Origin of the sequence: Shewanella piezotolerans WP3 (assembly GCF_000014885.1) — a bacterium.
Classification (GTDB): Bacteria; Pseudomonadota; Gammaproteobacteria; order Enterobacterales; family Shewanellaceae; genus Shewanella; species Shewanella piezotolerans.
Genome location: NC_011566.1, coordinates 959007 through 985640, shown reverse-complemented (window position 1 = coordinate 985640; position 26634 = coordinate 959007). Strand labels below are relative to the sequence as shown.

Here is a 26634-nt window from a genome sequence, read left to right as displayed (position 1 = left end):
TGAATGGTCAAACTTTTACTGCAATTGGTATTAATTGAATAGCGACCCAAACGGTTCGTTTCAAATCAAGCATATCAATCACTAGAAACAGAGAGATAACAGCTATTTGATAAATCGATAATAAAACATAGCTAAGCCTCTAGCGGGTGCAATACCACGCTAAACACTTAGCTAATTTACTGAGGATTAAGCGGGGATTTGCTCTTTAATAAAATCAACAAAGAAGGATTTTAATGCCTGTTTGTTTTCTTCATCTAAAGATTGTCCATCTTTGTCTGAGACTAAGAACACATTATCCACTTGCTCACCCACTGTAGTGATTTTTGCTGAGTGGATATTAAGTTCAAAGCGTCTAAACCCGCTGCAGAAATGGCTCATAAACTGTGGATTATCTAGCGCAGTCACACTGATCAGCGTTCTGTCTTTTTTGCGAGAATGCAAAAACTCTACTTTAGGCTCGCTGGCAAAAGAGCCCAGATTACTGTTCTGGCGTTTCTTAGACAATTTTCTGTTTTCAAACAGTACCTGTTTCAGTTTCTGCTTGATACGTTCACGCCGCCCAGCCGTTCTGATCGGGTGATGATCATAATCAAGGATTTTCAATGACTCCACCACATAACCATCTTTTGTTTTGGAGATATGCGCTTGCTGCACTGAGATCTGTAGCGAGGCCAAAGTATTAAATAGCGTCACAAACAGCCCTGGCTTATCCTTCATATAAACAAACAGATCACTACTGCCTTTAGTGGTGTTCTCATCAAGTAAAATAAGTGCTCTATCGGCTGGATATTTGGTCATCGCCTGCGAGTAACGAGCAATTTCGCTAGGCTGAGCATTACTGAAAAATGACAAGGGTAGTCGCTTCCAAAGCTGCTTAATCGCCTCTGGCGTTTCGTTGACTCCCATCAATTCTAATGCTTCGTTTTTGTGTTCACGAACTATGGTTCGCTGCTCCAACACATTCTCTAACCCATTTCGCAACGCATAGCTTATCGACAGGTAAAGGTCTCTAAGCAAGGTGGCTTTCCAGTTGGTCCACAGATCGTCATTAGTCGCCTTAATATCGGCAACAGTTAAACAATACAGTGCATCGAGCCTAGCTTTTGTGCCTATCGCTTTGGCGAGATTTTTCACTTCTGACGGGTCATAAATATCGAGACGCTGCGAAGAGAGCGACAGCAACAGGTGGTTTTCAACTAGCCAAGCAATGACTTTAGCCTGCGAAGGTTTTAGCTCATGAAATTTAGCAAACTGCAGCGCATCAACCGCGCCTAACTCACTGTGATCGCCGCCGCGCCCTTTTGCTAAATCGTGGAATAATGCCGCTAATAGCAGCACCTCTTTATTCTCTATCGACTTGTATACTGCCGCCGGTTGTACCAGCGATGTATTCTCAGGTTTACCACTTAACGCATATAGGTTTTTCAGCAGCTTGTGAGTATGCTCATCTACGGGGTAGACATGGTAAAGATCGAACTGCATCTGACCACAAATCTCACGCCACTGCGGCAAGTAGGAGGCTAAAATGCCGTGTTTATGCATCAATGACAGCGCAAGTCCCATCCCTTGCGGATGCCTAAACAGCGCAAGAAACTCTTTGCGGCAGCGGTAAAAATCTTGCAGGTCGCCCAACAAGCGACGTCGGACCTGACGGATCAGTCGAATAGTTTGCGGCGAAATACCATCAATATCATTGGCATGCTCAGCAATATGAATAAACAGCGCGATAAGCTGCTTACGGTCAACAAAGACATCATCGTGACGAGCATTGATCATGCGGCCATTGATCTCAAAATGTTGGTTTATCGGCGTGGATTTCTTATCGAGCTGTACCAGTATCTCATCTTTAAAATACTGCAGCAGCATTTGATTAAGCTCACTAATACGCCTCATTGCTCGGTAAAGCTGGCGCATCATCTTTTCAATAGCAAGGTGACTATTATCACCAAAGCCCATCAAGCTTGCCACATCGCTTTGAAGCGCTATGAGCAGACGGTTCTCAGAGCGCTGCGCGGCAGCATGTAATGCCCAACGAACGCGCCAAATAAAGTGCTGTGATTCTAGTAGCTCTGCGTGTTCGTCGGCAGTAAAGAAGCCAAATCGTCTAAGGGCCGCCATATCTTGGGCGGCAAAGTATTTGCGGGTAACCCAGATAAGGGTTTGAATATCACGCATACCGCCGGGGCTATTTTTAAGATTAGGTTCTAAACTAAAAGCACTGCCCTGAGCTTTTTGATGACGTTCATCTTGCTCAGTGAACTTCGCTTTAAAAAAGGCTTCACTGCTCCAAAGATCATCACCATATAATCGCCCTAATACCTGCTTAGCATGGGCATCAGGACCACTTAAATGGCGGATTTCAAACAGTGAGGTGGCAACGGTAATATCATCTTTACATGCCTTATCTGTCTCACTCAATGCTAAAACACTGTGGCCGAGCTCTAATCCTATGTCCCACAACTGCGTGAAAAACTGGCCGATATGCTCCTCTTGCTCCGCTGTGAGCTTTCCATCAAACAATACACAAATATCGATATCGGAATGCAGATGCAGTGTTTGACGGCCATAACCACCAACGGCATTAAGGGAGATGTTTTCATTATGGAGTTCGGCACAAACCCAGAGATGTTGTAAAAGGGAGTCGAAAAAATCTGCCCGCAGCTTTACAATTTCGTCGATAGCAACGTGGGTAAAGTTTTTATTGAAGTAGTTGTCGGCATCTAGGATTACTTTCTTGTAATCGGTGATCGCCATTTTTGCATTGAATTGAGGTGATATATCAGAGTCTGGCATGCTTCTCCTGTAGCTACTGCACTGAGTATAATCGCTCGCGTTATACTCCTTAAACCATTATGCAATGCCCTTAAAATGAACAAACAGGGTAGATGATCCCAGTTAAAATTACAATCCATCAACAAACAGCTAGCGGTAGCTCAAACACCATTTAGCGCAATAATGGAAATCTTTTATAAGCGTAGCAGTCGGCATAAGTACACCAACTTTATTGAAGGCTAAGCTGTAACGTCAGCGAAAAGTTGCTCCGCAAGCTGTTGTAGCGTCTCAGCCTCCGGATGAGTATGGGCAAAGGTTCGTAAGCCATAAATCCCCATGACTAAGAAGCGCGCCAGATGCTGGCTATCACGTTCGTGACTGAGCTCCCCATTAGCCTGAGCCTTAGCAATCACGTCTGCAATCCCCTGCTGCCAATTCGCTAAATTCTCAGTAATGATTTTTTGCACATCTTCATCTTGCTGCGCCATCTCATTGAGCGCTTTAGTCAATAAGCAGGCTTTTGCAGCTTCACAGCTAATGCACTCCTGCACTATGTTGTCCAGATACGCTTTTAGCTCAACAAGTACAGTGTGGTTCCCTGAGAAAAATTGCTGGAATTCGGCACTTCTATCAGTTTTATATTGCTCTAATGCTGCAATCAACAAACCACGTTTATTATCAAATGCACAGTAGATAGAGCCTGGGTGCAACCCCGTGGCTTTGGTCAAATCTTGCATACTGGTCTTGCCATAACCTTTATCCATAAAAGCGGTCATCGCAGATCTCAATACTTTTTCTCTATCAAATTCGGCATTGCGCATGCGGTCTGAGGCTCCAAAGGTTAACTTGTCTAAACGCGATAACCTCAGTGTACTTAATTTTGAATGTTTGTTCAAAATAATACTTGAATGATTATTCAAATAAGAATATCTTGAATGTTCATTCAAGAAACGGAGATCACCATGACTGACAATCTATTTCAACCATTTGCACTCAACGAGACCATTACCTTAGACAATCGCATTCTTATGGCCCCTTTGACTCGTTGCATGGCAGACGATGAATTAGTGCCGACTCAGGCAATGGCTGATTACTACGCCCGCCGTGCAGAAGCTGGACTTATCATCTCTGAAGCGGTAATTATTCGCCCCGATGGACAAGGCTACCCCAATACTCCCGGCTTATTTACCGCGGCACAAATCGATGGCTGGCGCACAGTTACCGATGCCGTTCACCAAGCAGGTGGCAAAATATTCGCCCAACTTTGGCATACAGGTCGAGTCGCTCACCCGTACTTTTTCGAAAAGTCAGGCACCAGTGACGTATTGGCTCCATCGGCTATTGCCGTTGAAGGCAGTGTGCCTAGAATGCGTGAGCTCAGTTATCAAGTTCCGAAAGCTGTTAGCCATGATGAAATAACGCAATTAATCGCTGATTATGGGCAAGCGGCGGCCAATGCAATTGATGCAGGTTTTGATGGCGTTGAGATCCACGGTGCAAACGGTTACCTCATCGATCAGTTTTTACATCACGGTAGTAACCATCGCAGCGATGAATATGGTCAAAGCCCTGAAAATATGGCGCGCTTCCCATTGGCCGTGGTCGATGCAATTTGCGCCCGCATCGGCAACGACAGAACCGCTCTTAGAGTGTCCCCTGGGGCTTATTTTAATATGGCGAGCGACGATAGAGATCGCGCCGTTTTTGACTACTTTTTAGCAGAGCTAGAGCAGCGTGACTTAGCTTTCTTACATATCGGTATTTTTGACGATGCGATGCAGTTTGACTATCTAGGCGGCAGCGCTTCAAGTTATGTGCGCAGTGTTTACAGCAAAACCTTGGTGGGAGTTGGCAGTTATAGTGCCGAAACGGGCAGTGCGGCAATTAGTAACAACCAATTCGATCTGCTTGCCATTGGTAGACCCTTTATTGCTAACCCAGATTATGTTGCCAAAGTAAGGCAAGGCAACGAACTAGTGTCATATTCAGATGAGATGCTAACCAGCTTGGTATAAAAGTTTTACGTAAAGATCATCAACCTGTGTCTTATTAGCTACTTTTGAGACAGAAGAGGTTAACCCTATGGTTAACCTCTTTTTTTATCCCTAATACCAACTGCAAGTTAACAATGCTAAAACTTAACTGCGCTCGGCAATCGCCTTTTCCATGGCAGCATCAGCAATCTGCTCTAGCTTGGCCAAGTCGATATCTTTATGGGCCTCACAAATAAACCAAGGCTCACGTGAGTCAGGTTCTAGCATAATACCGCTCTGTATCAGGTTCATCGCAAACTCAGTGTATAGCTCACTATCCGTTTGCTTCCAATCACGGTAGTTTTGCGGTACTTGGCTGCCAAAATGGATACCAAACATCGCATCAGGGCCAGCAAACTTATGCTCGATACCGTGCTTACTAAATACCCGTGACAATACTTGCTGAATATCTGCGCCGGCTTTATTGATACTGTCATACGCATCACTCTCATTCAAAATAGTCAGTGTCGCTTTGGCTGCACTAAGAGCAATCATATTCGCGGTATAAGTACCACCGTGGGTGACCCCCTTTTTGTTAAAGCTAATCACGTCCATCACATCGGCTCGACCGCCAAAAGCGGCAACTGGGTAACCATTGCCCATTGCTTTAGCATAGGTGGTCAAATCTGCATGGATCCCATAAAGTGCTTGAGCGCCGCCTTTTGCGACGCGAAAACCTGTTTTAACCTCATCCATAATCAACAAGCTGCCGTTAGCATCACAGATATCACGTAACTTCTGCATGTACTCTTGGCTAGAGGCGATACTGCCACAGTTACCCAAAATTGGTTCAATGACGATAGCTGCAATGTCTTCACCCACGCGGGCAAATACTTCATCAATAGCAGCAAAGTCATTTAGCGGTACCGTCTCTAAATGCTCACGGCTCGCCTCAGGAATTCCGCCACCAAAAGAGGCTATCTTAGGTGCAGCTTCAGTGGTGTTATCCCAGTTATCAACATCTGATTTCCACATCATCTCGTCGTATAGGCCATGAAAACCACCTTCTACGACAACAATTTTGTTGCGGCCACTAAAACCACGGGCTGTGCGCACGGCGCCAATAACAGCTTCAGTGCCAGAATTTGCAAAACGCATCTTCTCTATATTTGGGCACATCAGCTTTATCAGTTCAACCACTTGCGAGTCTAAATCGGTTGAGAAACCTGAAATGGTGCCGCGCTCGGTTATCGCCGCAACCACCTCTTGATCTACACGGCTATCGCGGTAACCCAAAATGATTGGACCATAAGCGAGACGAAAATCAATAAACTGTTGATCGTCAGCATCTGTAATGGTGCAACCCAAGCTACTTTTCACAAATACAGTATTGTCTTCACCCCAATAGCGGTAGCTATCAGCAACGCCTAAAGGCATGTTGTTATGGGCTTGTTTTAGCAGTGCATTGGTCGCAGGTTTATTGATTTGGCTCATCTTGTCAGTCTTAATATGAAATTATCTGGCGCGTATGATACAGATCACAATATCAATTGACCATATTGGTGATGAATATCTCTTTATCGCTAACCAGCAATTGAAATGGAAACAATCGCCACTCAAAGCTAGTTAGCAATACTGGCATTAAAACCCTACTTTAACTCGCTGACCCCTGAGTATTTAACCCCCGAAAGTTCAGCCATTTCCTTATGCCAAGTAGCCAAATCATGCTGATTAAACTTAGCTAATGAGTCATGGCCACAAGCTCTAGCCATCACAGACATTAACTCAGTCGAAGCTTGGAAAAAGTTTTGCAGTTGAGTGGCAGATTTCTCTATGTTTAATCGCTGACGGAGATCTTTTCTCTGGGTGGCAATCCCAGCGGGGCAATTGTTAGTATTACACATACGCGCCGCCACGCAGCCAATCGATTGCATAGCACTGTTTGATACCGCAACCCCATCAGCGCCAAGAGCGAGCGCTTTTACAAAATCGATTGGAACTCTTAATCCGCCAGTAATAATCAAGGTCACTCGGCCACTAGCCCCCTGCTGATCGAGATACTTTCGGGCCCGCGCCAGTGCGGGGATTGTTGGCACACTAATATGATCACGAAACATCTCAGGTGCAGCACCGGTGCCTCCTCCGCGACCATCCAAAATAATGTAGTCAGCACTGGCATCAAGTGCAAACTGAATGTCTGCTTCGATATGGTTAGCACTCAGTTTAAAACCGATAGGGATCCCACCTGTGATTTGGCGTACACGATCAGCAAACAATTTGAAATCAGTAACACTTACCAGATCCTTAAAAGTCGGTGGTGAAACTGCTGCAGTACCGGCCTCTATGCCTCTCACTTCGGCTATTTTGCCGACATTTTTATTGCCGGGAAGGTGCCCTCCCGTGCCTGTTTTAGCCCCTTGACCACCTTTAAAGTGGAAGGCTTGTACATTCTTAAGCTTCGCTTCATCAAAACCAAATTCGGCGCTAGCCAGTTCATAAAAATAACGGCTATTAGCAGCTTGCTCCTCTGGCAACATGCCACCTTCCCCAGAACAAATACCAGTGCCTGCCAGCTCTGCTCCTTTCGCCAAAGCTATCTTAGCCTCTTCAGAAAGTGCCCCAAAACTCATATCTGAGACAAATAACGGAATGTTAAGTCGTAGAGGCTTTTTAGCCTTCGGACCAATCACTAACTCAGTGCTGACTACAACATTCTCTTGCAAGGGTTTACATGCCATCTGCGCTGTCATTATCTGTAGTTGATCCCATTCTGGTAGCTGGTAGCGCGGCACTCCCATAGAGGTCATCGGTCCATGGTGTCCGACTTTCGATAGGCCATCTCGTGCTAACTGATGAATAAATTCAACCGTAGGTTCCTCTTTGGTCGCCGTTGCAATTGGCATTGTTGCAGCTTGGATCTGTACACCTGGCCCCTCTTTACCAATTTGTTGTTTATCAAACTGTTTATGACTGCCATCACAATAGGGAGGGTTAGCGGTATGCTTACACTGGCACAAATACGCATCCCCTGTTTGCTCAGCGGTAAACGCTTTTGGGGTAAACTCTGTGCCAGCATGGGAGCCATCGCAAAAAGGCTGGCTCTTAGAGCGGCCACAAGTGCAAAAGTAATACTCCTCCCCTTTATTAAGACTGACATTTTTAGGGATTATTGCTGCCACAATTGGGTTTGCCATGATCATTTCCTTTATGATTTTATTTGACTCGCGTTCCTATCAAATAAGCATAGGCAAGATTATTCAATTTCCCCATTTTGTAGCCACAAAAAAGGGCTTGATAGTCAACGTCTATCAAGCCCTATCATTTTGTTTACTCGCTTCAGTCAGTCAGTTCAGCAAACAACTGAGTAAATTTGTCTAAGCCCTCATAAATTAACTCATCCGCAATAGTTAGAGCAGGCAAGAACCGAATAACATTGCCATAAAAGCCACACGCTAGCAGTATCAGTCCATGTTCAGCCGCTTTAGCTATTATCGCTTGTGTCAGTTTAGTATTTGGCTGTTCATTATCGCCATCGCAAACTAGTTCAATAGCGATCATCGCGCCTTGATTTCTAACTTCTGCAATCACCTTAGGATAGCGAGATTGCAGCAATGAAAGCTGCTCATTAAAGATTTGACCAATCTGATCTGCACGTTTGACTAGCCCCTGCTCCTCAATCACTTCAAGTACCGCAAGGGCTGCTACGCAGCCTACTGGCGAGCCACCATAAGTACCACCAAGCCCACCGGGGAGCGGCGCATCCATGATGTCACTTTTACCTACTACTGCCGCTATTGGAAAACCACCCGCAATTCCCTTAGCCATGGTGATGAGATCTGGCTCAACCTCTGCATGCTCAAAGCTAAACATCTTGCCAGTGCGGCCAAAGCCTGTCTGGATCTCATCAGCAATAAGCACAATACCGTGTGTATCGCACAATGCTCGTAGCGCTTGTAACAACTCTGCAGGTGCAGCATAAAAGCCGCCTTCCCCTTGCACAGGTTCAACAATAATGGCCGCAACATCTGTGGGTGCGATATCGACTTTAAACAAGTTCTCGAGTGCTTTCAGCGATGCTTTCACTGATACATGGTGTAGCTCAGTTGGAAAGGGGGCGTGATATATGTCACCAGGAAAAGGCCCAAATAAGTGCTTATAAGGGCTAATTTTTCCCGTCAAAGCCATGGTCAGATTGGTTCGGCCATGAAAACCGCCATTAAATGCAATCACTCCACGGCGCCCAGTATGAGCCCGCGCTATCTTGACGCAGTTCTCTACAGCCTCAGCGCCCGTAGTAACGAAAATAGCTTTTTTGTCACTATCGCCAGGGGCCAGTTCGGTCAATTTTTCTGCCAGCTCAACCGCTGATTCATAAGGATTCACCATCACGCAGCTGTGACTAAACTTATCGAGTTGCTCTTTAACTGCAGCCACCACTTTTGGGTGGCTATGACCGGTATTACATACGGCGATCCCCGTGCCAAAATCGATATAACGATTGCCATCAACATCCCATAGTTCAGCGTTATCGGCTCTATCAACATATACCGGATACACATTGCCTTGACCGCGAGCGATCACCTTAACTTTTCTCTCTTGCAAGCTGATGTTTGTCATTACTTTAATCCTATTGATACTGACAAGTGATTAACTTTCTAGGCCACCCATACACAGATACTTTATTTCCATATAATCATCTAGACCATACTTAGAGCCTTCACGACCATTGCCCGATTGCTTCACTCCGCCAAATGGTGCTGCTGCATTTGAAATAATACCTTCGTTAACGCCAACCATGCCGTACTCTAGCCCTTCACCGACACGCCAAACTCGGCCAATATCACGAGAATAAAAGTACGCCGCTAAGCCATACTCAGTGTCATTCGCCAGTGTCAGAGCTTGCTCCTCAGTTTCGAAACTGATGATCGGGGCTACCGGTCCAAAAATCTCATTCCTGGCCAGTGGCATATCATTCGTCACACCTGTCACTATGGTAGGCTCATAAAAGTGACTACCAGCGCTACTGACCTTACCGCCACTAAGCAAACTAGCCCCAGCCGCAAGTGTGTCTTGCACCAATTTATCGACTCCAGCAACTGCCTGCGCACTGATCATCGGGCCTACATTAACCCCATCAGCAAAACCATCACCGACCTGTAATTCGGCAACTGCAGCAGCAAACTTATCAGTAAACTCTTGAGCGATCCCCTGCTGCACTAAAATACGGTTTGTACAAACACAAGTTTGACCAGCATTTCGATACTTTGAGATAACTGCGCCTTGCACCGCAGCATCAATATCGGCGTCATCAAACACGATAAAAGGTGCATTGCCACCAAGTTCCATCGATATTTTTTTCACACTGCTAGCGGTTTGGGTCATTAGTATTTTGCCCACAGCAGTAGAGCCGGTGAAAGTAAATTTTGCCACATCTGGATGCTCGGTTAGTACTTTGCCCATGCCAACCGCATCTTCACCAACCACCACATTTAACACTCCAGCAGGGACACCTGCTCGCTCTGCAAGCTCTGCCATCGCTAAAGCTGAAAGTGGTGTTAACGGTGATGGACGAACCACAAAGGTGCAACCCGCAGCTAACGCCGCAGCTGCTTTACGAGCAATCATGGCATTGGGAAAGTTCCAAGGGGTGATCGATGCGACCACGCCAACAGGTTGCTTAATCACTACAATACGCTTATCACTGGCTGGCGCGGGAATCGTATCTCCGTATACTCGCTTGCCTTCTTCTGCAAACCAGTCAATAAAGGCTGCGCCATAGGCTATTTCGCCTTTTGCTTCAGCTATAGGCTTACCTTGCTCCAGCGTTAAAATACGCCCTAGGTCATCTTGGCTTGCCATCATTAGCTCAAACCAACGGCGCATAATTGCCGCCCGCTCGTTAGCCGAGCGCTTTGACCAAGCAGGTAAAGCACGCTTAGCGGCAACAATTGCAGCTTCTGTTTCAGCCGTGCCCGCATTAGCTACCTGCGCAACAACTTGATCATTGGCAGGGTTAATCACATCGAAACGCTCCAGCCCTTCACTCCATTGACCGTCAATGTAAGAGCTCAGCTTCACTAATCCTGAATCATTCACTTGGTGCATAATCTCTCCTGCGCGTCATTTCATCTAATGATGGAGCCCGTTTCTTTGGCAAAACTAAACAGGCTTTAAAAATTCATATTGCTATTGAATCGTAAAAGTAACTCGGGTTAAATACAAAACAACAAACCTTATGTTTTATGGCGATAAAACTTTATCCTAATTGGAAGATAAGCAGATGATAAAAACGAGTAGCAAAAGCTCAATCATCCCCAAAGCAGTGACTGAATATGATCTACGTTTACTGCGGATCTTTCGCACCGTTGTTGAAAATGGCGGCTTTTCCGCATCGGAAGCTGAGCTTGGCGTCACTCGCTCAACAATTAGCGTGCATATGTCTAATCTAGAAAGCCGTATGAAACTAAAACTGTGCAGCCGTGGCCGAGGAGGGTTTGCACTGACTGAAGATGGCCAAGCGGTTTATCATGCTTGCATTGAGCTATTTGATTCACTCAATGACTTTTCGAGACTGGTTAATAACTTAGGTGAAGAGTTGAGTGGTGAACTTATTATACTTTGTGCCGACCAGCTCGATACCCGCATGCAGTTAAAGCTGGCTCAAGTCATTGAGAAAGTGCACCGCACTCAACCACAGCTGCACCTGGTACTCGATAATGAAGCCCTTAAACATATCGAGAAATGTCTACTAAAAGAGAAAGCACATATTGGGCTATTACCAAGCTATCAGCAGGTTGAAGGGCTGGATTATCAGACGATTTACAATGAACCTATTTACCTTTGTTGCGGCCATTCCCATCCCTTTTTCACCCTAGAAGATGGTGAGATAAGTGCCGACATGCTCGCTCAAGTCCCCGCTGTTCATCCTGGTGTTGATATTGATATTGATGGCAGGGAGCAATTAAAACGCCTAAACCTCTCCGCTAAGGCTTATCAGTTTGATACCCGTAAAACCTTAATCCTGTCAGGCTGCTATATCGGCTATCTGCCCCTTAGCTATATCCAGCAAGAGCTGGCATCTAAGCAGCTAAAAATTATTCATCAACACAGCGCCAGCTATCAATTTAATCTGTCAATGGTGTGTAAACATAATCCACGGGAAACCAGTAAAGTTGAATTGCTTAAAAGCATCTTTAACGAGGTATTTAGCCAATAGTGGTAGCGATGTAGAAGAAAATAAAGCGCTTCAATGAGAGCAATATCAAGCACAAAGTAAGTGGGAAAAACACTCCCACTTACATCTTATGTGCAGACTAACTTATTAGCTGCTCTGGCACTTGATAGCTAATATGCTGATGGAACCTCACGATAAGGTCATCGCGTGATCTATCTAATTCAAGCTCTGAGGTTAAACGCTTAAGGGCTTCTTCAACGCGATTCAAGTAACGGCCAAGAGCGCCATCTTTTGAATCTTGTGCACCAGCCGCAATGGTAAAGCTCACCATTTCAACTAAGCGACTGCCATCCCAGTGGCTAATAAACTGCTGCTCTTCGATATTAGGGTCAAAACCAAGCATTTGCACTTCGTCAGTACCATCAACTTGATCGTACTTACTATTGCGTACCAGCGGAGTCAATCCGTTAGCCACCATAGCCACTCGATTCAGTTGCTTGGCGGCCGTTGCTTGAACAAAGGCATCTTCAAGCTTTTGATATAAAGGCGTGAAGTCATCAGTCGCTTCAGCTAATGTCGACTGCTTTAACTGACGACTTAATGGTAGTTTTACCGTGACATAGCACAATGAGCCGTGGCCTTCAGGCAAAGGGCAACTTCTTGCACTGTACCTATTGCTAATAGATCGCAATTTGTAACCATAGGTCGCCTTATTACCTTTCGCCGCTGCAAACAGATCGTAAGACAAATGTTGGTGATCACGAATTTTAATCGTCAGATCTTTCTCTGGTAACAGCGGTGTCAACTTGCCAAGAAAGGATTGAACCTTGATATGGAAGCTCGCTGAGTTTGCTCGAATATCTTCACCCGTCGCCAAGAATACGATGCGGATCTTACGCGCCTTGTAATCATCTTGGCTGTGCAAGCTTTGGGCTTCATGGTATTCCGGGTTATAGAAAAAGACAATCTGTTCCGCGGTAGGGAAACAATAGGCTTCAGTATGAAAACGGACTACTGGTAACTTATCGTTGGTGATCACATGGACATTGTGTAGCTCAGTCTGATCCGCAAGCTTGAAGATATTGCGGCTTAGCGTTTGATAGCAGGTTTTGTAATCTGGGAAATGGGCCAGCAACGCATCGGTGACTTTAATTTCTGCGGTGATGTACTGATTACTTCTAACGTCCTTGGGAATGTACACTTTTTGCTGATGGCTAAGGGACATAAATACTCCTTGAGATAAGTTAACCATGCATAATTCGATGCTAATGGTAGCGTTAAACGATATTAAGAATGCTGCGGTAGACCACACTTTACCTAGTAGCAACACAATACGCCTCGAATATGATTTAATTCTTAAATTTAGAATACAAATTGCTTACATTTGCCCCGTCGATAAAAACGATAAGCTTCAATTGAACAACTAATGAATGGATCGAGCTGAAGATATGCTCCTGCGGTGATTCAGGAGTGAAAAAGACACGGCACTTAACGTATTAACTAGCTTGAAAATAGGCATTAAGCCTTAGAAAAAATCGGTTTAATACCTTTGATAAAGAATTGATGCACTTCATTTAACGGCTGATTTTTCGGCCAGATAAGGTCATATTGGATCTGCATCTGAGTTTGCATAAACTCAGGAGCCAAAATTTTAATGTCAGCTACAGACGTTTGCTGCGGCGCAAAAAGCATCGCCCAACCTACACCAGCTTGCACCAGTTGCAACGTATTGTGGTAACCATTTACACAGCACACTGAAGGCGACATTTTACTCACTTGATATAAAGAGTCTTGCTTATCCAGTGCGCTACCTAATATTTGTGTATGCGCCATTAAGTCGTCATTAGTGATTTGACGTTTTTTAGCCAGTGGATGCTGCTTACTACACGCTATCACTATGTCGCAATGTCCAATCGCTTGAAACTCGTAAAACTGGCTGTTTCCCTCAAGGCTCGGAGTCAGTGCTAAGTCTACCTCACCCTCGCGCGCGGCCGCAAAAATGTCACTGACACATTGGCAAACGACATTAAAACGCAAATATGGCCACTGTTGTTGTGCCTGTTTAAGGATCTTAGCGATTGGTTGGAAATCAATATTTTCATCAATAGCTAATGTAAAAGTGGCAGGCACTCCCGCAGAAAGCTGGTTGGCATTACGGGTAAAACGCTCAACACTATCCACTACAACCTTGGCGCCATCATAAAGGTTTAAGCCAGCTTCGGTCAGTTGCGGGTATTTACCGTCACGGTCAAATAAGAGCACCCCAAGTTCATCTTCTAAACGCGCAATATTACCGCTAACCGTAGCGAGGTGTTTTCCGATCAATCGACCCGCTGCAGAAAATGAACCGGTATCAGCAGCTGCAATAAAGCATTTGAGTAAATCAGGCTTAATCATGATGTTCCCTCAAACCAACCCTATGGTGAAACCATAGGAAACCTATTAACTAGTATCGAAACAACTATAGATAATAACGATAAATTCAACAACAGCTATTAACCAATTTGAGGAATACCACTATGAAGGTGAACATTAGAGCAGTAGCGATCGCAGTTTCTTTAGCAACAACTATGGGCTTAGCACAAGCTAACAATACTCCGTCAAACCAAGTACCACTAAATATTGATACTTGGCAGCAGCAGCGCCATATCGGCCAAGCACAGATGAAAGATTTTTATCCTAATATGCTGGCAGTGAATGCCCAAGATGTGTTTCAAGTTAACCACCAAAAGCGAGATTATGAGCTGCATGAGATCCCGTCACTCGCTCGCTTATTGAATCATCCAGCCACGGGCTCAGTGGTCATTATGAATAGCGAGGGAGATGTGCTGTTGGAACAATATAGAAACGGCCACGACAGAAGCACCACCTTTTCAGATCAGTCTTCAACTAAATCGATAGGCTATATCCTGCTAAATAAGGCCATTGCAGCGGGCAAAATAAAGCTTACTGACAAAGTAGAACAATATATACCGAGTATAGGCAGTGGTTTTAGAGGTCGAACTGTCGGTGATGTTGCCGCGATGAATGTAAATCACTCAGTGGCTGAGCTAGCAGCTTACACAGGTGATAAAGACGCACTGGCTAATTTTGACAAAGACGAAAGCGTTATAGGTATGCAACGAAATGACGATCGCATGGAATTACGTGAGTGGATCGAGTCAATTACATCAATGGGCGACAGCAATGAATGGCAGGGCGAAATAGCTAACTACGCCACCATTAATACTAGCGTTGTTGGCTGGTTAGTAGAAGCTGCAACCGGCGAGCCTTTAGCTAAACAAGTCCGCGATCTGTTTCATGAAGTTGGCGGAGAAAACACCATGTTCATGGGTACCGATTTTGCTGGCACACCAGTAGTTGGCGCTTCAATGATGTCATCGACCATTGACTTTGCACGTTATGGCCGTTTGCTGATTAGCAATAAAGCTCAAGTAGCAAAAGATATCAAAGATGCTGCAAAAGCCGGTCAGCCTGTTCCGGCGCAGCTGACCCATATAGACAGTCATTACTATAAGTCAGCCATTATGAATGAATATGGTGTAGGTCACAGTGGCTGGGCGGGACAATTAATTTGGGCTGACCCTGAGTCTGGCACCATCATCGCAATCAACAGCATGGTGCAGTCTGAATTGCCCGCACCATACGATCACTTTAACAAAGAATACCAAGCCGCCTTTGATGTCGTTAAACATCTGCGAGCCAAAAAATAACCGTTCTGTCAGCCTAAACAGCATCAGCCGTCACCCAATGAGCGGCTGATTTTAGGCTCCTGGCCACTGCTAAGTGTGGAACAATCAAACGACTTCTCAGCCCAGTTTAGACTTAATAGTATTCTTTAATTGCAGCATAAATGTTTTAAAATGCGGCATAAATTCGACAAAAATTGGGGCTTACGATTCTGTACCAACATTGGCCCCAATAAGCAAAGAGCGACGGCTAACCTAACAGCAAGCGTCTGTTCTATTTCGCTAGTACGCTAAATTATCTACCAGCTGAAACAGGTCTTCCCTATCGTCAAACTCAAGGGCTCTAGCAGTCCTATCAGCCGCTGTAATAATCTCTTCAACCGTTATTCGATAACTATTATTTCTTGCTCATATTCATAGGTTGTATCCTTATAGAGCAAAGCCACTAGCACTACTTTTCTGCAAAACTTTACTTTTTCGCAATTGTTCTTTTAAGAGGGATATCTCCGCTAATAATTGTTGCTCTCTCGCCTGTTAAACTGACAAGTTTAGCCTCAATATGCATCGACATCGGGAACTGGTTATCGGGCTGTTTGATGATAACTTCAGCATAAGTTCGATAACGTTTAGATAGGAAGTAATAGGTGTCGTCCCAATGGCAATCAAAAAAGAAATTGGGTTCACTGAGGTTAATATTCTCCAGTCGATTATTCGAATAGCGCAAGTAACTGTCGGTAGTAATAATACTGCATACATTCTCGCTTGCACCATTACTGAAGTTAAAGCTAAGCGCCGCCTTAGCAGCCAACTTAGTATCATTTCCTCCAAGGTAACGATCCAGCTTAATCGTAATGTTAGCATTATCGGCGATGACGTCAGACATGACAGGCTTAGCAACCAATAACAAAACAGTACAGATAGCGACCGCGATAAGGTTTAGTACAAAACGAGTGAACATACTCCCCTCCTTGTAATAACACTTTGTTTAGTCTACTTCCTCGCCCCGTTTTTGCGTACTTTATTTTATATCTTCAATGATGAGCCTGCGGAAATAGCGCCGTGTTACGCTCTTTCTCTTTCATTACCTTGAAGAGCTGGGATAGATACATCCGTGTATAAAAAAAGCGGATCATTTGATCCGCTTTATTAGCAAGCATTTGAATACTTAGGGATATAGAGCTAAGTAATGCTTACTCATGTAAGTAACAACTCTTACTTGTAGAAGGCTTCAACCGTTCCTTTAACTGTCATCATAAGCGGTTGGCCACGACGGTCTAACGCTTTATGTGATGGCACTTTTACCCAACCTTCACTGATGCAATATTCTTCAACATCAAAACGCTCTTTGTCATTAAGCTTAATACCAATATCGTGCTCAAAAATAGCTTCCACATGGTGCTTGCTACGTGGGTTAACGGATAGGCGATCAGGTAAAGCAGGTTTTGAAGTCGTGTCGGTCATGGTAGTGGCCTGTAGTAAAAAATAAAACAAATCGTGCGCCATTGTAGGCAATAGCATCCTTATGCTCAATAGCGACCGCAATAAATGTGTGTTGTCACCCTACATAATAATTAATATTACTCATTCAACGCTCGTATCAATTTTAGCTATAGAAGCTAACTGTATCTATTAAGCATAATAGTTAAATTAACGCCTTAGCCTGTATTAATACTAATTTCTGCCGCTGTGACTTAGCTAAATTTTGTAGAGAAAATAAGGAGAAAACATAAAAAATATAACTCATTAGCAGCATTCTAGCGCTAGCATCAAGCCTGCACACAGCAACACCCAATGCACTGAGTGGCTGTCGTCACCCGCGCAATACAGCGCGCTGGGGTCTAGTTCCAAATGCACCTCAAGCTTTCACTCTGTTAAACAAGCACTAGATTTGGGAGATGATTCGCACGTTACTCTAAAAGTTAAAATGACTTAAGCTATCGGTGGTTAACCATATAACTTTCAAGATGAGACTGCCGATATTGTTGCTCGGGAAATTGATCGTGAGTGGGCCAGTGTCAAAGTCGATGCAGACCTTATTGGCATCGCTCAGTAATGTTCAACGACAAAGAGATACAGTAAGTCTTAAATAACACGATTTTCTATATACTCCAGTTTTACTATGCCAATCAATTTAGCTAACTTAAAAATCCACTCTGGATCTCCCTATCCTAGCCTTCAATAAGCTAAGTTCTGCAACACTAAGATATCCGCCTGGTACTTAAAATTATCAATGCTGCGAACACAGACTAAGTTTGCTTTTATCGATGCTCCGATCTAACTCTCTTAAAAAGCCCTGAGAATTTAACTGTAGTCCATTTAGCCTTCATGCCTCACTCTCCTACAACCCTATGGATAAACCATAGGAAAGCTATTAACAAGTATTTAAAAACTTATAGATAATAACCTTGTTTTCAACAATCAAGAATATTTAAAACGAGGGTCACATTATGAAAAACTCTATCAAAACACTTACCGTTGCCGTTGCTCTAGCTAGCACTATCGGAACCTTTTCTTTCGCTGCCTCAGCAAAGCAAGCACCTGGGGAAGCGCTAGATTATTACGCACCAGATCGCACCGCACATCAAGTGGGCGCAGAAGTCGTTGACTTGTCAGGAAAAGGGCAAGAAGCACTGGCGCAACATCTAGCAACTCTACACCGCCTAACGCCTGAACAAACCGTATTGGACATTGCAGTAAATGCAGTGGCAAACAACCAAGCCATCGCACCAAAATATGCTGAGTTGATGCAACGCCAAGCCGAAATAAAGGGTGTTAAAGTCCATGAACTTTATGCTGCAATTGCACAAGCTGACTGGGACATTAACAAAAGCTTTGTCACTGCGGGTGATAATTTAACCATGCTGCAAGGTGCCGTAGAGACTATGCGTGGTTGTACCACACTCGCTTTTGCTGAAGCAGGTATCGTTGCACAAAACAATGATATGAACATCAATAACCTTTTAACAGCTGAAACTACAGTAATCAAAACTGACGAGCGTATATTCTTAGCAACCGATGGCGGTCACTTTCAAGGCATGGGTAAACACGTTGCTGCAGTTTTAAACTTTATGGGTGAACCAAGTGCACCGTCAGCCACTGTAGAGACTAAAAATGTGGTCACCCCCGATGCAGTGTTTGCAGCAATCACAGCTTCAAAAAGCGTTGAAGACGCTTTCAATAAACTAAAAGATTACACCACTCCGGTAGCGATTAGCTTCACCATAGCCGACGATAATGGCGACCATGGCGCAATCGAAATGACGACCAACGGTACACGCCTAGTGCGCGGAGAGTCAGGGATAGGTCATGGCAATCATACAGCTGAGATGCGAGCAACATTCTTAGAGGATAAAACCGAACTAGAAGCAAATATGATATTTGCCGATACCTTTGCCCGTGAAGATGCGGCAAATATATTCATCAACTACGCCAAAGAGAGAACGGTGCGCGGAATGCAGTTTATTTTAGAACAAAAACCACTGAACTTAACAAAATATGACTCAGACTTCGTCACTGTCGAGTCGATGGTATTTGATACTAAAGCCGGTTGTGCCTATGTATCAGGCGACAACCCTAAATTTGGCGATTACACCAAGGTTTGTTTCAACTAAAAATTTAAAACCTTAGGTAATACTAGCAATTAGAAAGCGGATCACTATGGTTCGCTTTCTATTGAACAAGGACTTAGTCATCATAAAGGTTGAGCGCGACCAAAATAAAGTACATAGTTAAACAATATATTTACTCTCTAATATTATTCGAGTTGTAGACAAACTAACTATTAACTATATTTCTTCAGCTAAAGCACTTTTAATTTCGTCTATTTCCAAACCGAATATACGTTTATTGCCAATAACAAAAACAGGGTAACCATTTGCTTCTAATTGACTATACATCTGAAATGCAGCGCTGTCTTTTTCTGGATTAAGCTCTTATACTCGATACCTTCCTTAGCAAAGAAATCTCTTGTGCGCTTACACACTGGGCACCAGTCAGTACCGTACATCACCACCTTTTTATCTGTATTTTTAAAATGTTCTCCATAGTCACCAACAAGCACAATTTTGGGCTCATTAAGTTTATTATACCCAAGTACAATCCCATACCCTGCAGATGTTCCCACTATAATAAGCAATGAATAAACAACTATCGCTTTAATTAACCCTTTTACCTTTGAATTCATAGTCGCACTCAGCAATATTAATAATTCAACTTAAAACTACAGCATCAAAAATCAATTCTCAACAACAAAATAAGCCGTTGCAACGAATAGCACTTTATGATGACCTAAATTAAAATCCATTAAGCCTTTATGACTATTGACTGTACTAAACAAAAGCCAGATATTAATGACTTGCCCAAGGATATACAGCGGCAATTGTATACTGTTATTAAATTTAAATGGACACTAAATAATACTAAAGGACTAATTATGAAAACTAAAATACTAATGCTATCTTTCGCTTTATCTCTTGGAATTTCTACGGGCGCTTCTGCTATTTCACCATGTTTAGCTGAATTTATGGCGTGTGTTGAAAGAGATGCTGGTGCAAATGAAAGAGTATGCGAAGCTGAGTTTAAAAAGTGTGCAGGATACTAAATTAATATAAAACATTATATTAATTTATATTAAACACCAAATATAAGTGGAAGGTCAGTTTAACTTCCACTTATCACTAATCACTAAGATGCAACTACAACTGCCTCAATTATAATGAGTAGTGAGAAATTAAAAATATTTTTCAGCTTTATTACTTATATTCACTGATATAGGGTTAAGTGCAGCCTCGACAACTTCATAGTTGTACTTACCAGTTTAGAAATAGCTACTTAATAAGTAACTACTTGCCTAAAAACACCTGCTTAATAATAGTATTAATCATCGCTACCGCTGTGGATTTTTAACATTAACACCTACAACTTAAGCATTTGCTTAACCAAAGTTAATTGTTATTCATCTTCTTGAATTGCATGCTTAGGCGGCGCATTCTCTATTTTCGAGATGATGGTTTTCTCGATAACACCTCTGTAAAACCGCACAGGCTGCTAATTGGCAGCTAGGGCGATAATACTCAAATACCCTTTAATGCACTGGAGTTAACTTATGAGAAATTTACAATTATTTAGCACCGCCTCTGTCGATCATCTATTGTGGTCTAGCAAAACAGAGACCGCTTACTTAGACTCGCCTGCATTAGAGGTTTTTACCGATTTTGATGTCGCTCGTCCAATTGTGGTTGATGCATCAACCAGTGCAGTTGAAACTGGCAAAATTATGGAGAAAACCCATGCCTATATGCGCCTTGTCGTCGACAAGAATGATAAATTTCTGGGCGTAATCACTATGCATGAATTATCGGATCTCAACATGCTACTTACAGCAAAAAACATGAACCATACCATTGAAGAGTTACTCGTTACTGATGTAATGGTAAGCAGAGATGATCTTCAGGCTTTTGATTATGAGCAAATTTCTACGGCAAAAGTCAGTGACATCGTGCGTATATTAAAAGAAAATAGTTTGCACCATATGCTGGTCATCGATCACCAACAACACCATATTCGTGGACTCATTGCAGCCAGTGATTTGGCCCGAAAATTAAGTATGCCAATTGAGATCCATCAGCGCCCTTCATTTAGTCAAATATTTAGCAGTGCACACTAAGATCGGTGCACCGACCATCGCCGACTAACCCATCGAGTAATAAACTGAGACTGGCAAACGGAATAAATAAAGCCTAACCGTTTGCCCTCCTCCCACAGTCAATACGCTCGCAATCCCTACGTCTTGATAGCGAACCAAGCAACTCATCAACTAAAAGCTAATGCTTGCATAAAACAGTATTGGCTGGCCCTTGTCATTTCTAGTCGTGAAACAAATAAAAAAGCTAGCAACTTCTATGGCTTGGAGTTGAAGGCGCAACAAATATTCAGGTCTCCCATCTGTTTTCACTGGCTCCCTTCTCCGGAAATTACAATCTGCACAGCAGATGTAGTATATAAAATAACCAATAATTATAATGTTACAGTTTTATTAAAATCTATTAATAATCATAGTTTTGTCATATCCACTTTATAAATAAATTTTTATCAAAAAATATTCAACATGCGAAATATACAATATCCAGCATACCTCTGCTAATCTTCCGACAACCAGTTGTTAACAAAATGTTAATAGAAAGCCGTTATTCTATTAATACTGCGTTAGGTTATAAAAACTATAAAAACCAATACAAATTAGGAAGTTAATCTTACATGTATAAGGACTATTTAAAATGAACTATAAAAATAGCTCATTAATGCTTGCAGCGTGTTTTACCACACTGTCATTAATAAGCCCTACCGCGCAGGCTACAATCACCGATGGCCCACCTCCACCAATAAAAAATGATGTAGGTATATTAGGCTTGTCAGCAGCGGCAAGCTATTGTGCTAGCTCTGGTGGTGGTAAATATGAATACATTGCCAACGTAAATATTGCCGATCTAGACAACGCGTCAAGCGGCACAGCAGCTTACACAGATTTCTCAGGGCTGACCGCCAACTTAGTACAAGGCAGCAATGCCATTACACTCACACCCGGTTTCGTTGGCAACGCCTACACAGAGCACTTTGCTGTTTATATTGATTTCAATAATGATGGCGATTTTATTGATAGCGGCGAGAAAGTCATGACTGGCAGCGGTAAAGGCGCTGTAACAGGCTCGATTAACGTGCCTGCAAACGTCTCTGGTACTACGCGCATGCGTGTATCGATGAAATATAATCAAGCTGTGGCGAACGCCTGTGAAAACTTTGCCTCTGGCGAAGTTGAAGATTACACCGTTTCTATCGGTGATGGCGGTTCAAATATTTCCCCTACTGCCGTAACTAATGGTCCATACTCTGCGGATATTGGTGCTTCAGTAGCCTTTAGCAGCAATGCCTCTTCGGACAGTGACGGAACTATCTCATCTTGGCTATGGGACTTTGGTGATGGCACGACTAGCACCTCAGCGAACCCAAACCATACTTATAATACAGCTGGCACCTACACTGTATCGCTAACGGTGACAGATAATGGCGGCGCAACAGGTATTTCGACGACAACAGCAAATATCACTGGCGGCTCAACCACACCTCCAGCAGGATACTGTAGCGTTACGGGTGGCGGCAGTTATGAGTGGATTGCAGGTGTTAAAGTGGGTGGCCTTAATAACACCTCTGCACAAGGTAATTACACCGATTACACTTCGCAAACGGCCAAGTTATCAGCAGGCGCAAATACAATCACATTAACTCCAGGTTTTAGCGGTAATGCTTACACCGAACATTGGGGAGTATGGATTGATTTTAACAAAGACGGAGACTTCTTAGATGCCGGCGAGCAAGTCGTGTCTAACCTCAGTGGTAATGCAGCTGTAAATGGTACAATCAACGTACCACAAGGCACTACCGGTACTACCCGCATGCGTGTTGGAATGAAGTATAACCAGGCACTTACTGCGCCTTGTACCAACGTCAGTTCAGGCGAGTTTGAGGATTATACAGTATCGTTTGACGGTACAGTTGTAGATCCTGATCCAGACCCTACACCTGTAGGAAGTTTACCTGATGTTTGTGCCACAGAAGAGCCAACAACAGCAACACAGCTCACCGATGGTGTACCAGTATGTGTGGCAGCAACCAACTATAGACATACATTTGGGATCTCTTTATGGCAAAAGCCTGAAATTACCAGCCTAGCGATTACCACTAAGCATGGTTTAGGTAACTTAACATTAAGGGGCAAAGCAACGGATCAGCCGGTAGCGGGTGACGACAGCATAGTCTCTAAACATGTTGGCAATACAGAGTGTGTCATCATTAATAACCCAGATACAGTGCAAAGTGGCTGGAACTATGTTGAGCTAGCAGGTCTATTTAAAGGCGCAAGTGTGGTTGTTGATTTCAACAAAACGTCTTGCCGCGAAACAGTTGGCGCTCCAGATACGGGTGACGGCAACGATAGCTGGGGACATAATAGTGTTAATCTTATTATCTTCCCATTTGAGTTCCAAGATACTCCATTAGAATTTACTACCGCTAAAATTAATGAGGAAATGGAAAAGGTTAAAGCTTACTTCACTGAGCAATCATACGGAAACTTTAATGTCACTTGGGAAATTAAGCCGCTCAATACGGTACCTGCGCCTAAGTCGCAATACGATAATGATAAGAACTCTTGGAAACCTTATTACCGCTCAGCTATTGAAGCTGCAGGCATAGAACCAGATTTCCCAGATGAAGCAACGCTAATCATGATCACCGCGCCGAAAATTGGCCCTACTGATGCAACTTCAATTAACTCACAAGCAAGCCCACCATTACTTGAGCTTTATACCCATGCAGGCAGTACCATTGCTCACGAAATGGGTCATGCATTTGGTTTACACCATGCACGTTCAGTAGAAGCAGGAAATGCTGTAATTTCAGACTCCGCTACCGTTCGTGACTACGGCAATGTATTCGATCTAATGGGTATGGGTGGCCATGACTTTGAAGAGATGAACTTAATGTATAAGAGCTTCTTCAAAGATTGGATTAACGATACACAAGTACCAGTAGTGACCTCATCGGGCACTTACCGTATCTATGCTTTTGACCACGGTTCAGCCTCTGGCACCAACACACCAGGCATTATCGGTATTCGTCTAAAGTCGGCAGACGATGCACTGACTTACTGGGTTGAATATAGAACCTCGGCCCACGGTGAGGAAGGCACTCCTGCTAATCTTCAAACTCGTACACCACTATTAAGAAACGGTGTTCTAGTCAATGTTCAAGGGTTTAAAGAGGAAACAGATCCAGGCTCTTGGTGGAAGCACATATCTAAATTACTAGACATGACACCAAACTCTAAGAGCAACGCCAACTGGAATCAAGAAGATGAAACTGATGCGCCATTGGTAATTGGTAAGAGCTTTACTGATCCTTCAGGAGCTTTCAAAATTACTCCTACAGCTAAAGGTGGTACAGAGAACACTGCTAGCGCTTGGATTGATGTCGAAGTGGTAAAACTAAAATAGTCATCAAACAGAGAAGTTAATCACCAACCAAAAGGTTGCTGTTAACACTTGTTAGTACTGTAAAGAGCCTAACTATTCAATTTAGGCTCTTTTTTCGGGCTTATACCAATCAGCATAAAGATTAATCGTCAAAAACACTCTAAGTAGATCAACTTCTTATACTGATGGGTACTAATCCTCATAATAAAAATAACAAAAACATTAAGTCGCTAAAAATGTCTTAGAAATTGATAACTTCAGATACAACTGCATAAACACCCACCGTCTTTTCAAACTGAGTTTACCGGTTGGGTTCTTCATCAGATGTTTTAGATAATATTTAAGATATCTTCGTCTGCGAATAAGTTTGTAGTAATCATTCGGGACTTTGCCTGTTAATAAAAAACAACGGATTACCGTTGAAAGGATCCCCATGTGATTTAACGCACGAGGTATTCGATGACCGACCCCGTATAGATAAACATGAGTGATATCGCAAGAAAAACGTTTTACATGGCTCACATCCACTGGATACAAGGGGTCATATATTATCGTCACAGGGCAACAGCAAGTCGTTGCATCATTATAGAAGCCATTATTCCACTCTTCATGCTTAGATGATGAACGACTTTTTGGCTCCCACGGCGCTATTTTGTTGCTAAACGTACTTTGTGGCATTAGTAGCAAACAAGTATCTAGCTTTAAACCATTAGCAAAAAGGGCAGAGGCAAACCCTCCAAGACTAATGCCATAACCGATTTTGGTGCTAAATATATCCAGTGATTCGGCTAGCTCTTTGATGAAATTAACAAACTCTTCCGAGCGATAATAAGTGTTCTCTTTATGGATAAAAGAGATAACGTTGTAGCCTAGTTTCTCTATAAAACCAAATGTAGCAATGGTGTCATTCCACTGTTCAAACTTATCAGTACTTATGCCACTACTCATAGCTTCAAACGTAATAATAAGCGGCTTATTGGGATCTACAATGTGATATTGCATGAGAACAGAGTCACATACAGACTGTGTTATTTTTTTTCTAAAAATCAGATTGTTGGACAAGCTCACACTCATAATCTTAACGACTGATAACGAGGGTTCATCCTGAATCCCTTACTAAATTTATCGATTAAATATTAAGGTAAAATTAAGATTTCGATAATTTCGCGGAGTATAAAACCAGCCCTCATGCCAGTTCAACACACAGCAATGTACAAGCCTTTCTTTTGTGAAGCAGGTCACAACCTTAAAGGCTTAATAGGGCCGAGAAGAGTACTTAGCTGGATAGAGATAGCGCTTGATCTATTCTCTACCAGCACAATCGGTAGATAACTATTTATCTAACATCCAAACGACTCCTTCAGTAACACTAACAAGCCCTAGCCCAACGTGAGTGTTCACTCGATATACATTGATTAACTAAAGTAGCTTGGCTTTAGGTTGCTTTATCATTGTTCACCATAGAGAATAGCAAGTAGATTGAGTAGTTTATTCAGTAGTATAGATATAGGAGTGCTTGATAGATGATGACAAAATGGGCGACACGATTTTTACAAATGGCCGAACTCGTTGCATCTTGGAGTAAGGATCCCTCTACTCAAGTGGGCGCAGTGATCACTGAGAATAACCGCATTGTGTCTTTAGGTTTTAATGGTTACCCACATGGGGTTTCCGATAGCGCCGAAACCGACAACCGCGAGATGAAACTGCTCAAAACGCTGCATGCAGAAGAGAACGCCATACTCTATGCCAAACGCGATCTTAGTGGTTGTGAGATCTGGGTGACCCACTTCCCCTGCCCTAACTGCGCAGCCAAGATCATCCAAACAGGATTAAGCACTGTGCACAGTCCTCAACCAAGCCAAGACTTCCTGTCTCGCTGGGGTGAAAAGATTAAGATAAGCCAAGATATGTTTGACCAAGCTGGCGTAACCGTTGACTGGATGCAGGTAGATAAAGAATAAGTAAAATGACATTATTGACTTAGAGATAAAAAAGGC

At 43.3% G+C, this 26634-nt stretch carries 20 protein-coding genes; 8 read left to right on the top strand and 12 right to left on the bottom strand.

Annotated elements, in window-relative coordinates:
• Positions 1-186: 186 nt before the first annotated feature.
• Both glnD and SWP_RS04300 read right to left on the bottom strand, forming a co-directional pair.
• Positions 187-2793: a [protein-PII] uridylyltransferase gene (gene glnD, locus SWP_RS04305; RefSeq protein WP_020911158.1), complete on the bottom strand. Its 2607-nt coding sequence runs from the start codon at positions 2791-2793 to the stop codon at positions 187-189.
• A gap of 218 nt (positions 2794-3011) precedes the next feature.
• Positions 3012-3593, bottom strand: a complete 582-nt coding sequence (locus SWP_RS04300; protein ID WP_044555656.1) for a TetR/AcrR family transcriptional regulator — start codon at positions 3591-3593, stop codon at positions 3012-3014.
• 141 nt (positions 3594-3734) lie between these two features.
• Between SWP_RS04300 and SWP_RS04295 the strand changes: the two genes are divergently transcribed.
• Positions 3735-4787: an alkene reductase gene (locus SWP_RS04295; protein ID WP_020911156.1), complete on the top strand. Its 1053-nt coding sequence runs from the start codon at positions 3735-3737 to the stop codon at positions 4785-4787.
• 123 nt (positions 4788-4910) lie between these two features.
• Here the strand turns inward: SWP_RS04295 and SWP_RS04290 are convergent, their stop codons facing one another.
• From SWP_RS04290 to SWP_RS04275, 4 genes are all read right to left on the bottom strand, one after another.
• The gene (locus SWP_RS04290) at positions 4911-6239 is read right to left on the bottom strand and encodes an aspartate aminotransferase family protein (RefSeq protein ID WP_020911155.1); all 1329 of its coding nucleotides are present in this window, start codon (positions 6237-6239) and stop codon (positions 4911-4913) included.
• Between the two features lie 155 nt (positions 6240-6394).
• On the bottom strand, positions 6395-7939 hold the full coding sequence (locus SWP_RS04285; protein WP_020911153.1) for a glutamate synthase-related protein: 1545 nt from the start codon (positions 7937-7939) through the stop codon (positions 6395-6397).
• A 142-nt stretch (positions 7940-8081) separates the two neighbouring features.
• Complete coding sequence (gabT, locus tag SWP_RS04280; RefSeq protein WP_020911152.1) at positions 8082-9362, bottom strand: 4-aminobutyrate--2-oxoglutarate transaminase; 1281 nt, start codon at positions 9360-9362, stop codon at positions 8082-8084.
• Between the two features lie 30 nt (positions 9363-9392).
• Complete coding sequence (locus SWP_RS04275) at positions 9393-10850, bottom strand: NAD-dependent succinate-semialdehyde dehydrogenase (RefSeq protein ID WP_020911151.1); 1458 nt, start codon at positions 10848-10850, stop codon at positions 9393-9395.
• 175 nt (positions 10851-11025) lie between these two features.
• Here SWP_RS04275 and SWP_RS04270 point away from each other — a divergent pair, with 175 nt between their 5' ends.
• Positions 11026-11961 carry a LysR family transcriptional regulator gene (locus tag SWP_RS04270; protein WP_020911150.1) on the top strand — a complete coding sequence of 312 codons (936 nt, stop codon included), beginning with the start codon at positions 11026-11028 and terminating at the stop codon, positions 11959-11961.
• 97 nt (positions 11962-12058) lie between these two features.
• On the opposite strand, the gene SWP_RS04265 is transcribed toward SWP_RS04270, so the two are convergent.
• Both SWP_RS04265 and SWP_RS04260 read right to left on the bottom strand, forming a co-directional pair.
• Positions 12059-13144, bottom strand: coding sequence for a DUF3083 family protein (locus SWP_RS04265; RefSeq protein ID WP_020911149.1), 1086 nt, complete (start codon positions 13142-13144; stop codon positions 12059-12061).
• A gap of 293 nt (positions 13145-13437) precedes the next feature.
• Positions 13438-14316 (bottom strand): LysR family transcriptional regulator, encoded by an 879-nt coding sequence (locus tag SWP_RS04260; protein ID WP_020911148.1) that lies wholly within the window; start codon positions 14314-14316, stop codon positions 13438-13440.
• A gap of 122 nt (positions 14317-14438) precedes the next feature.
• Between SWP_RS04260 and SWP_RS04255 the strand changes: the two genes are divergently transcribed.
• Positions 14439-15632: a serine hydrolase domain-containing protein gene (locus SWP_RS04255; RefSeq protein ID WP_020911147.1), complete on the top strand. Its 1194-nt coding sequence runs from the start codon at positions 14439-14441 to the stop codon at positions 15630-15632.
• A 445-nt stretch (positions 15633-16077) separates the two neighbouring features.
• Here the strand turns inward: SWP_RS04255 and SWP_RS04250 are convergent, their stop codons facing one another.
• A complete protein-coding gene (locus SWP_RS04250) occupies positions 16078-16566 on the bottom strand; it encodes a hypothetical protein (RefSeq protein WP_020911146.1) in 489 nt (162 codons plus the stop codon).
• A gap of 254 nt (positions 16567-16820) precedes the next feature.
• Positions 16821-17069: a DUF3297 family protein gene (locus SWP_RS04245; RefSeq protein WP_044556270.1), complete on the bottom strand. Its 249-nt coding sequence runs from the start codon at positions 17067-17069 to the stop codon at positions 16821-16823.
• A 986-nt stretch (positions 17070-18055) separates the two neighbouring features.
• Between SWP_RS04245 and SWP_RS04240 the strand changes: the two genes are divergently transcribed.
• Positions 18056-19219, top strand: a complete 1164-nt coding sequence (locus SWP_RS04240; RefSeq protein WP_020911144.1) for a carcinine hydrolase/isopenicillin-N N-acyltransferase family protein — start codon at positions 18056-18058, stop codon at positions 19217-19219.
• Between the two features lie 269 nt (positions 19220-19488).
• Here the strand turns inward: SWP_RS04240 and SWP_RS04235 are convergent, their stop codons facing one another.
• Positions 19489-19791: a glutaredoxin family protein gene (locus tag SWP_RS04235; protein WP_044555655.1), complete on the bottom strand. Its 303-nt coding sequence runs from the start codon at positions 19789-19791 to the stop codon at positions 19489-19491.
• A 249-nt stretch (positions 19792-20040) separates the two neighbouring features.
• On the opposite strand from SWP_RS04235, the gene SWP_RS24085 reads away from it, so the two are divergent.
• The 3 genes from SWP_RS24085 to SWP_RS22985 all read left to right on the top strand — a co-directional run bounded on the left by SWP_RS24085 (position 20041) and on the right by SWP_RS22985 (position 24655).
• Complete coding sequence (locus SWP_RS24085) at positions 20041-20208, top strand: hypothetical protein (protein WP_187148535.1); 168 nt, start codon at positions 20041-20043, stop codon at positions 20206-20208.
• A gap of 504 nt (positions 20209-20712) precedes the next feature.
• Positions 20713-21273: a CBS domain-containing protein gene (locus SWP_RS04225; protein WP_020911140.1), complete on the top strand. Its 561-nt coding sequence runs from the start codon at positions 20713-20715 to the stop codon at positions 21271-21273.
• A gap of 610 nt (positions 21274-21883) precedes the next feature.
• The gene (locus SWP_RS22985; protein ID WP_020911139.1) at positions 21884-24655 is read left to right on the top strand and encodes a GEVED domain-containing protein; all 2772 of its coding nucleotides are present in this window, start codon (positions 21884-21886) and stop codon (positions 24653-24655) included.
• 201 nt (positions 24656-24856) lie between these two features.
• On the opposite strand, the gene SWP_RS04210 is transcribed toward SWP_RS22985, so the two are convergent.
• Positions 24857-25636 carry a hypothetical protein gene (locus SWP_RS04210; protein WP_143711166.1) on the bottom strand — a complete coding sequence of 260 codons (780 nt, stop codon included), beginning with the start codon at positions 25634-25636 and terminating at the stop codon, positions 24857-24859.
• 521 nt (positions 25637-26157) lie between these two features.
• On the opposite strand from SWP_RS04210, the gene SWP_RS04205 reads away from it, so the two are divergent.
• A complete protein-coding gene (locus SWP_RS04205; protein ID WP_020911136.1) occupies positions 26158-26598 on the top strand; it encodes a dCMP deaminase family protein in 441 nt (146 codons plus the stop codon).
• Positions 26599-26634: the final 36 nt, after the last annotated feature.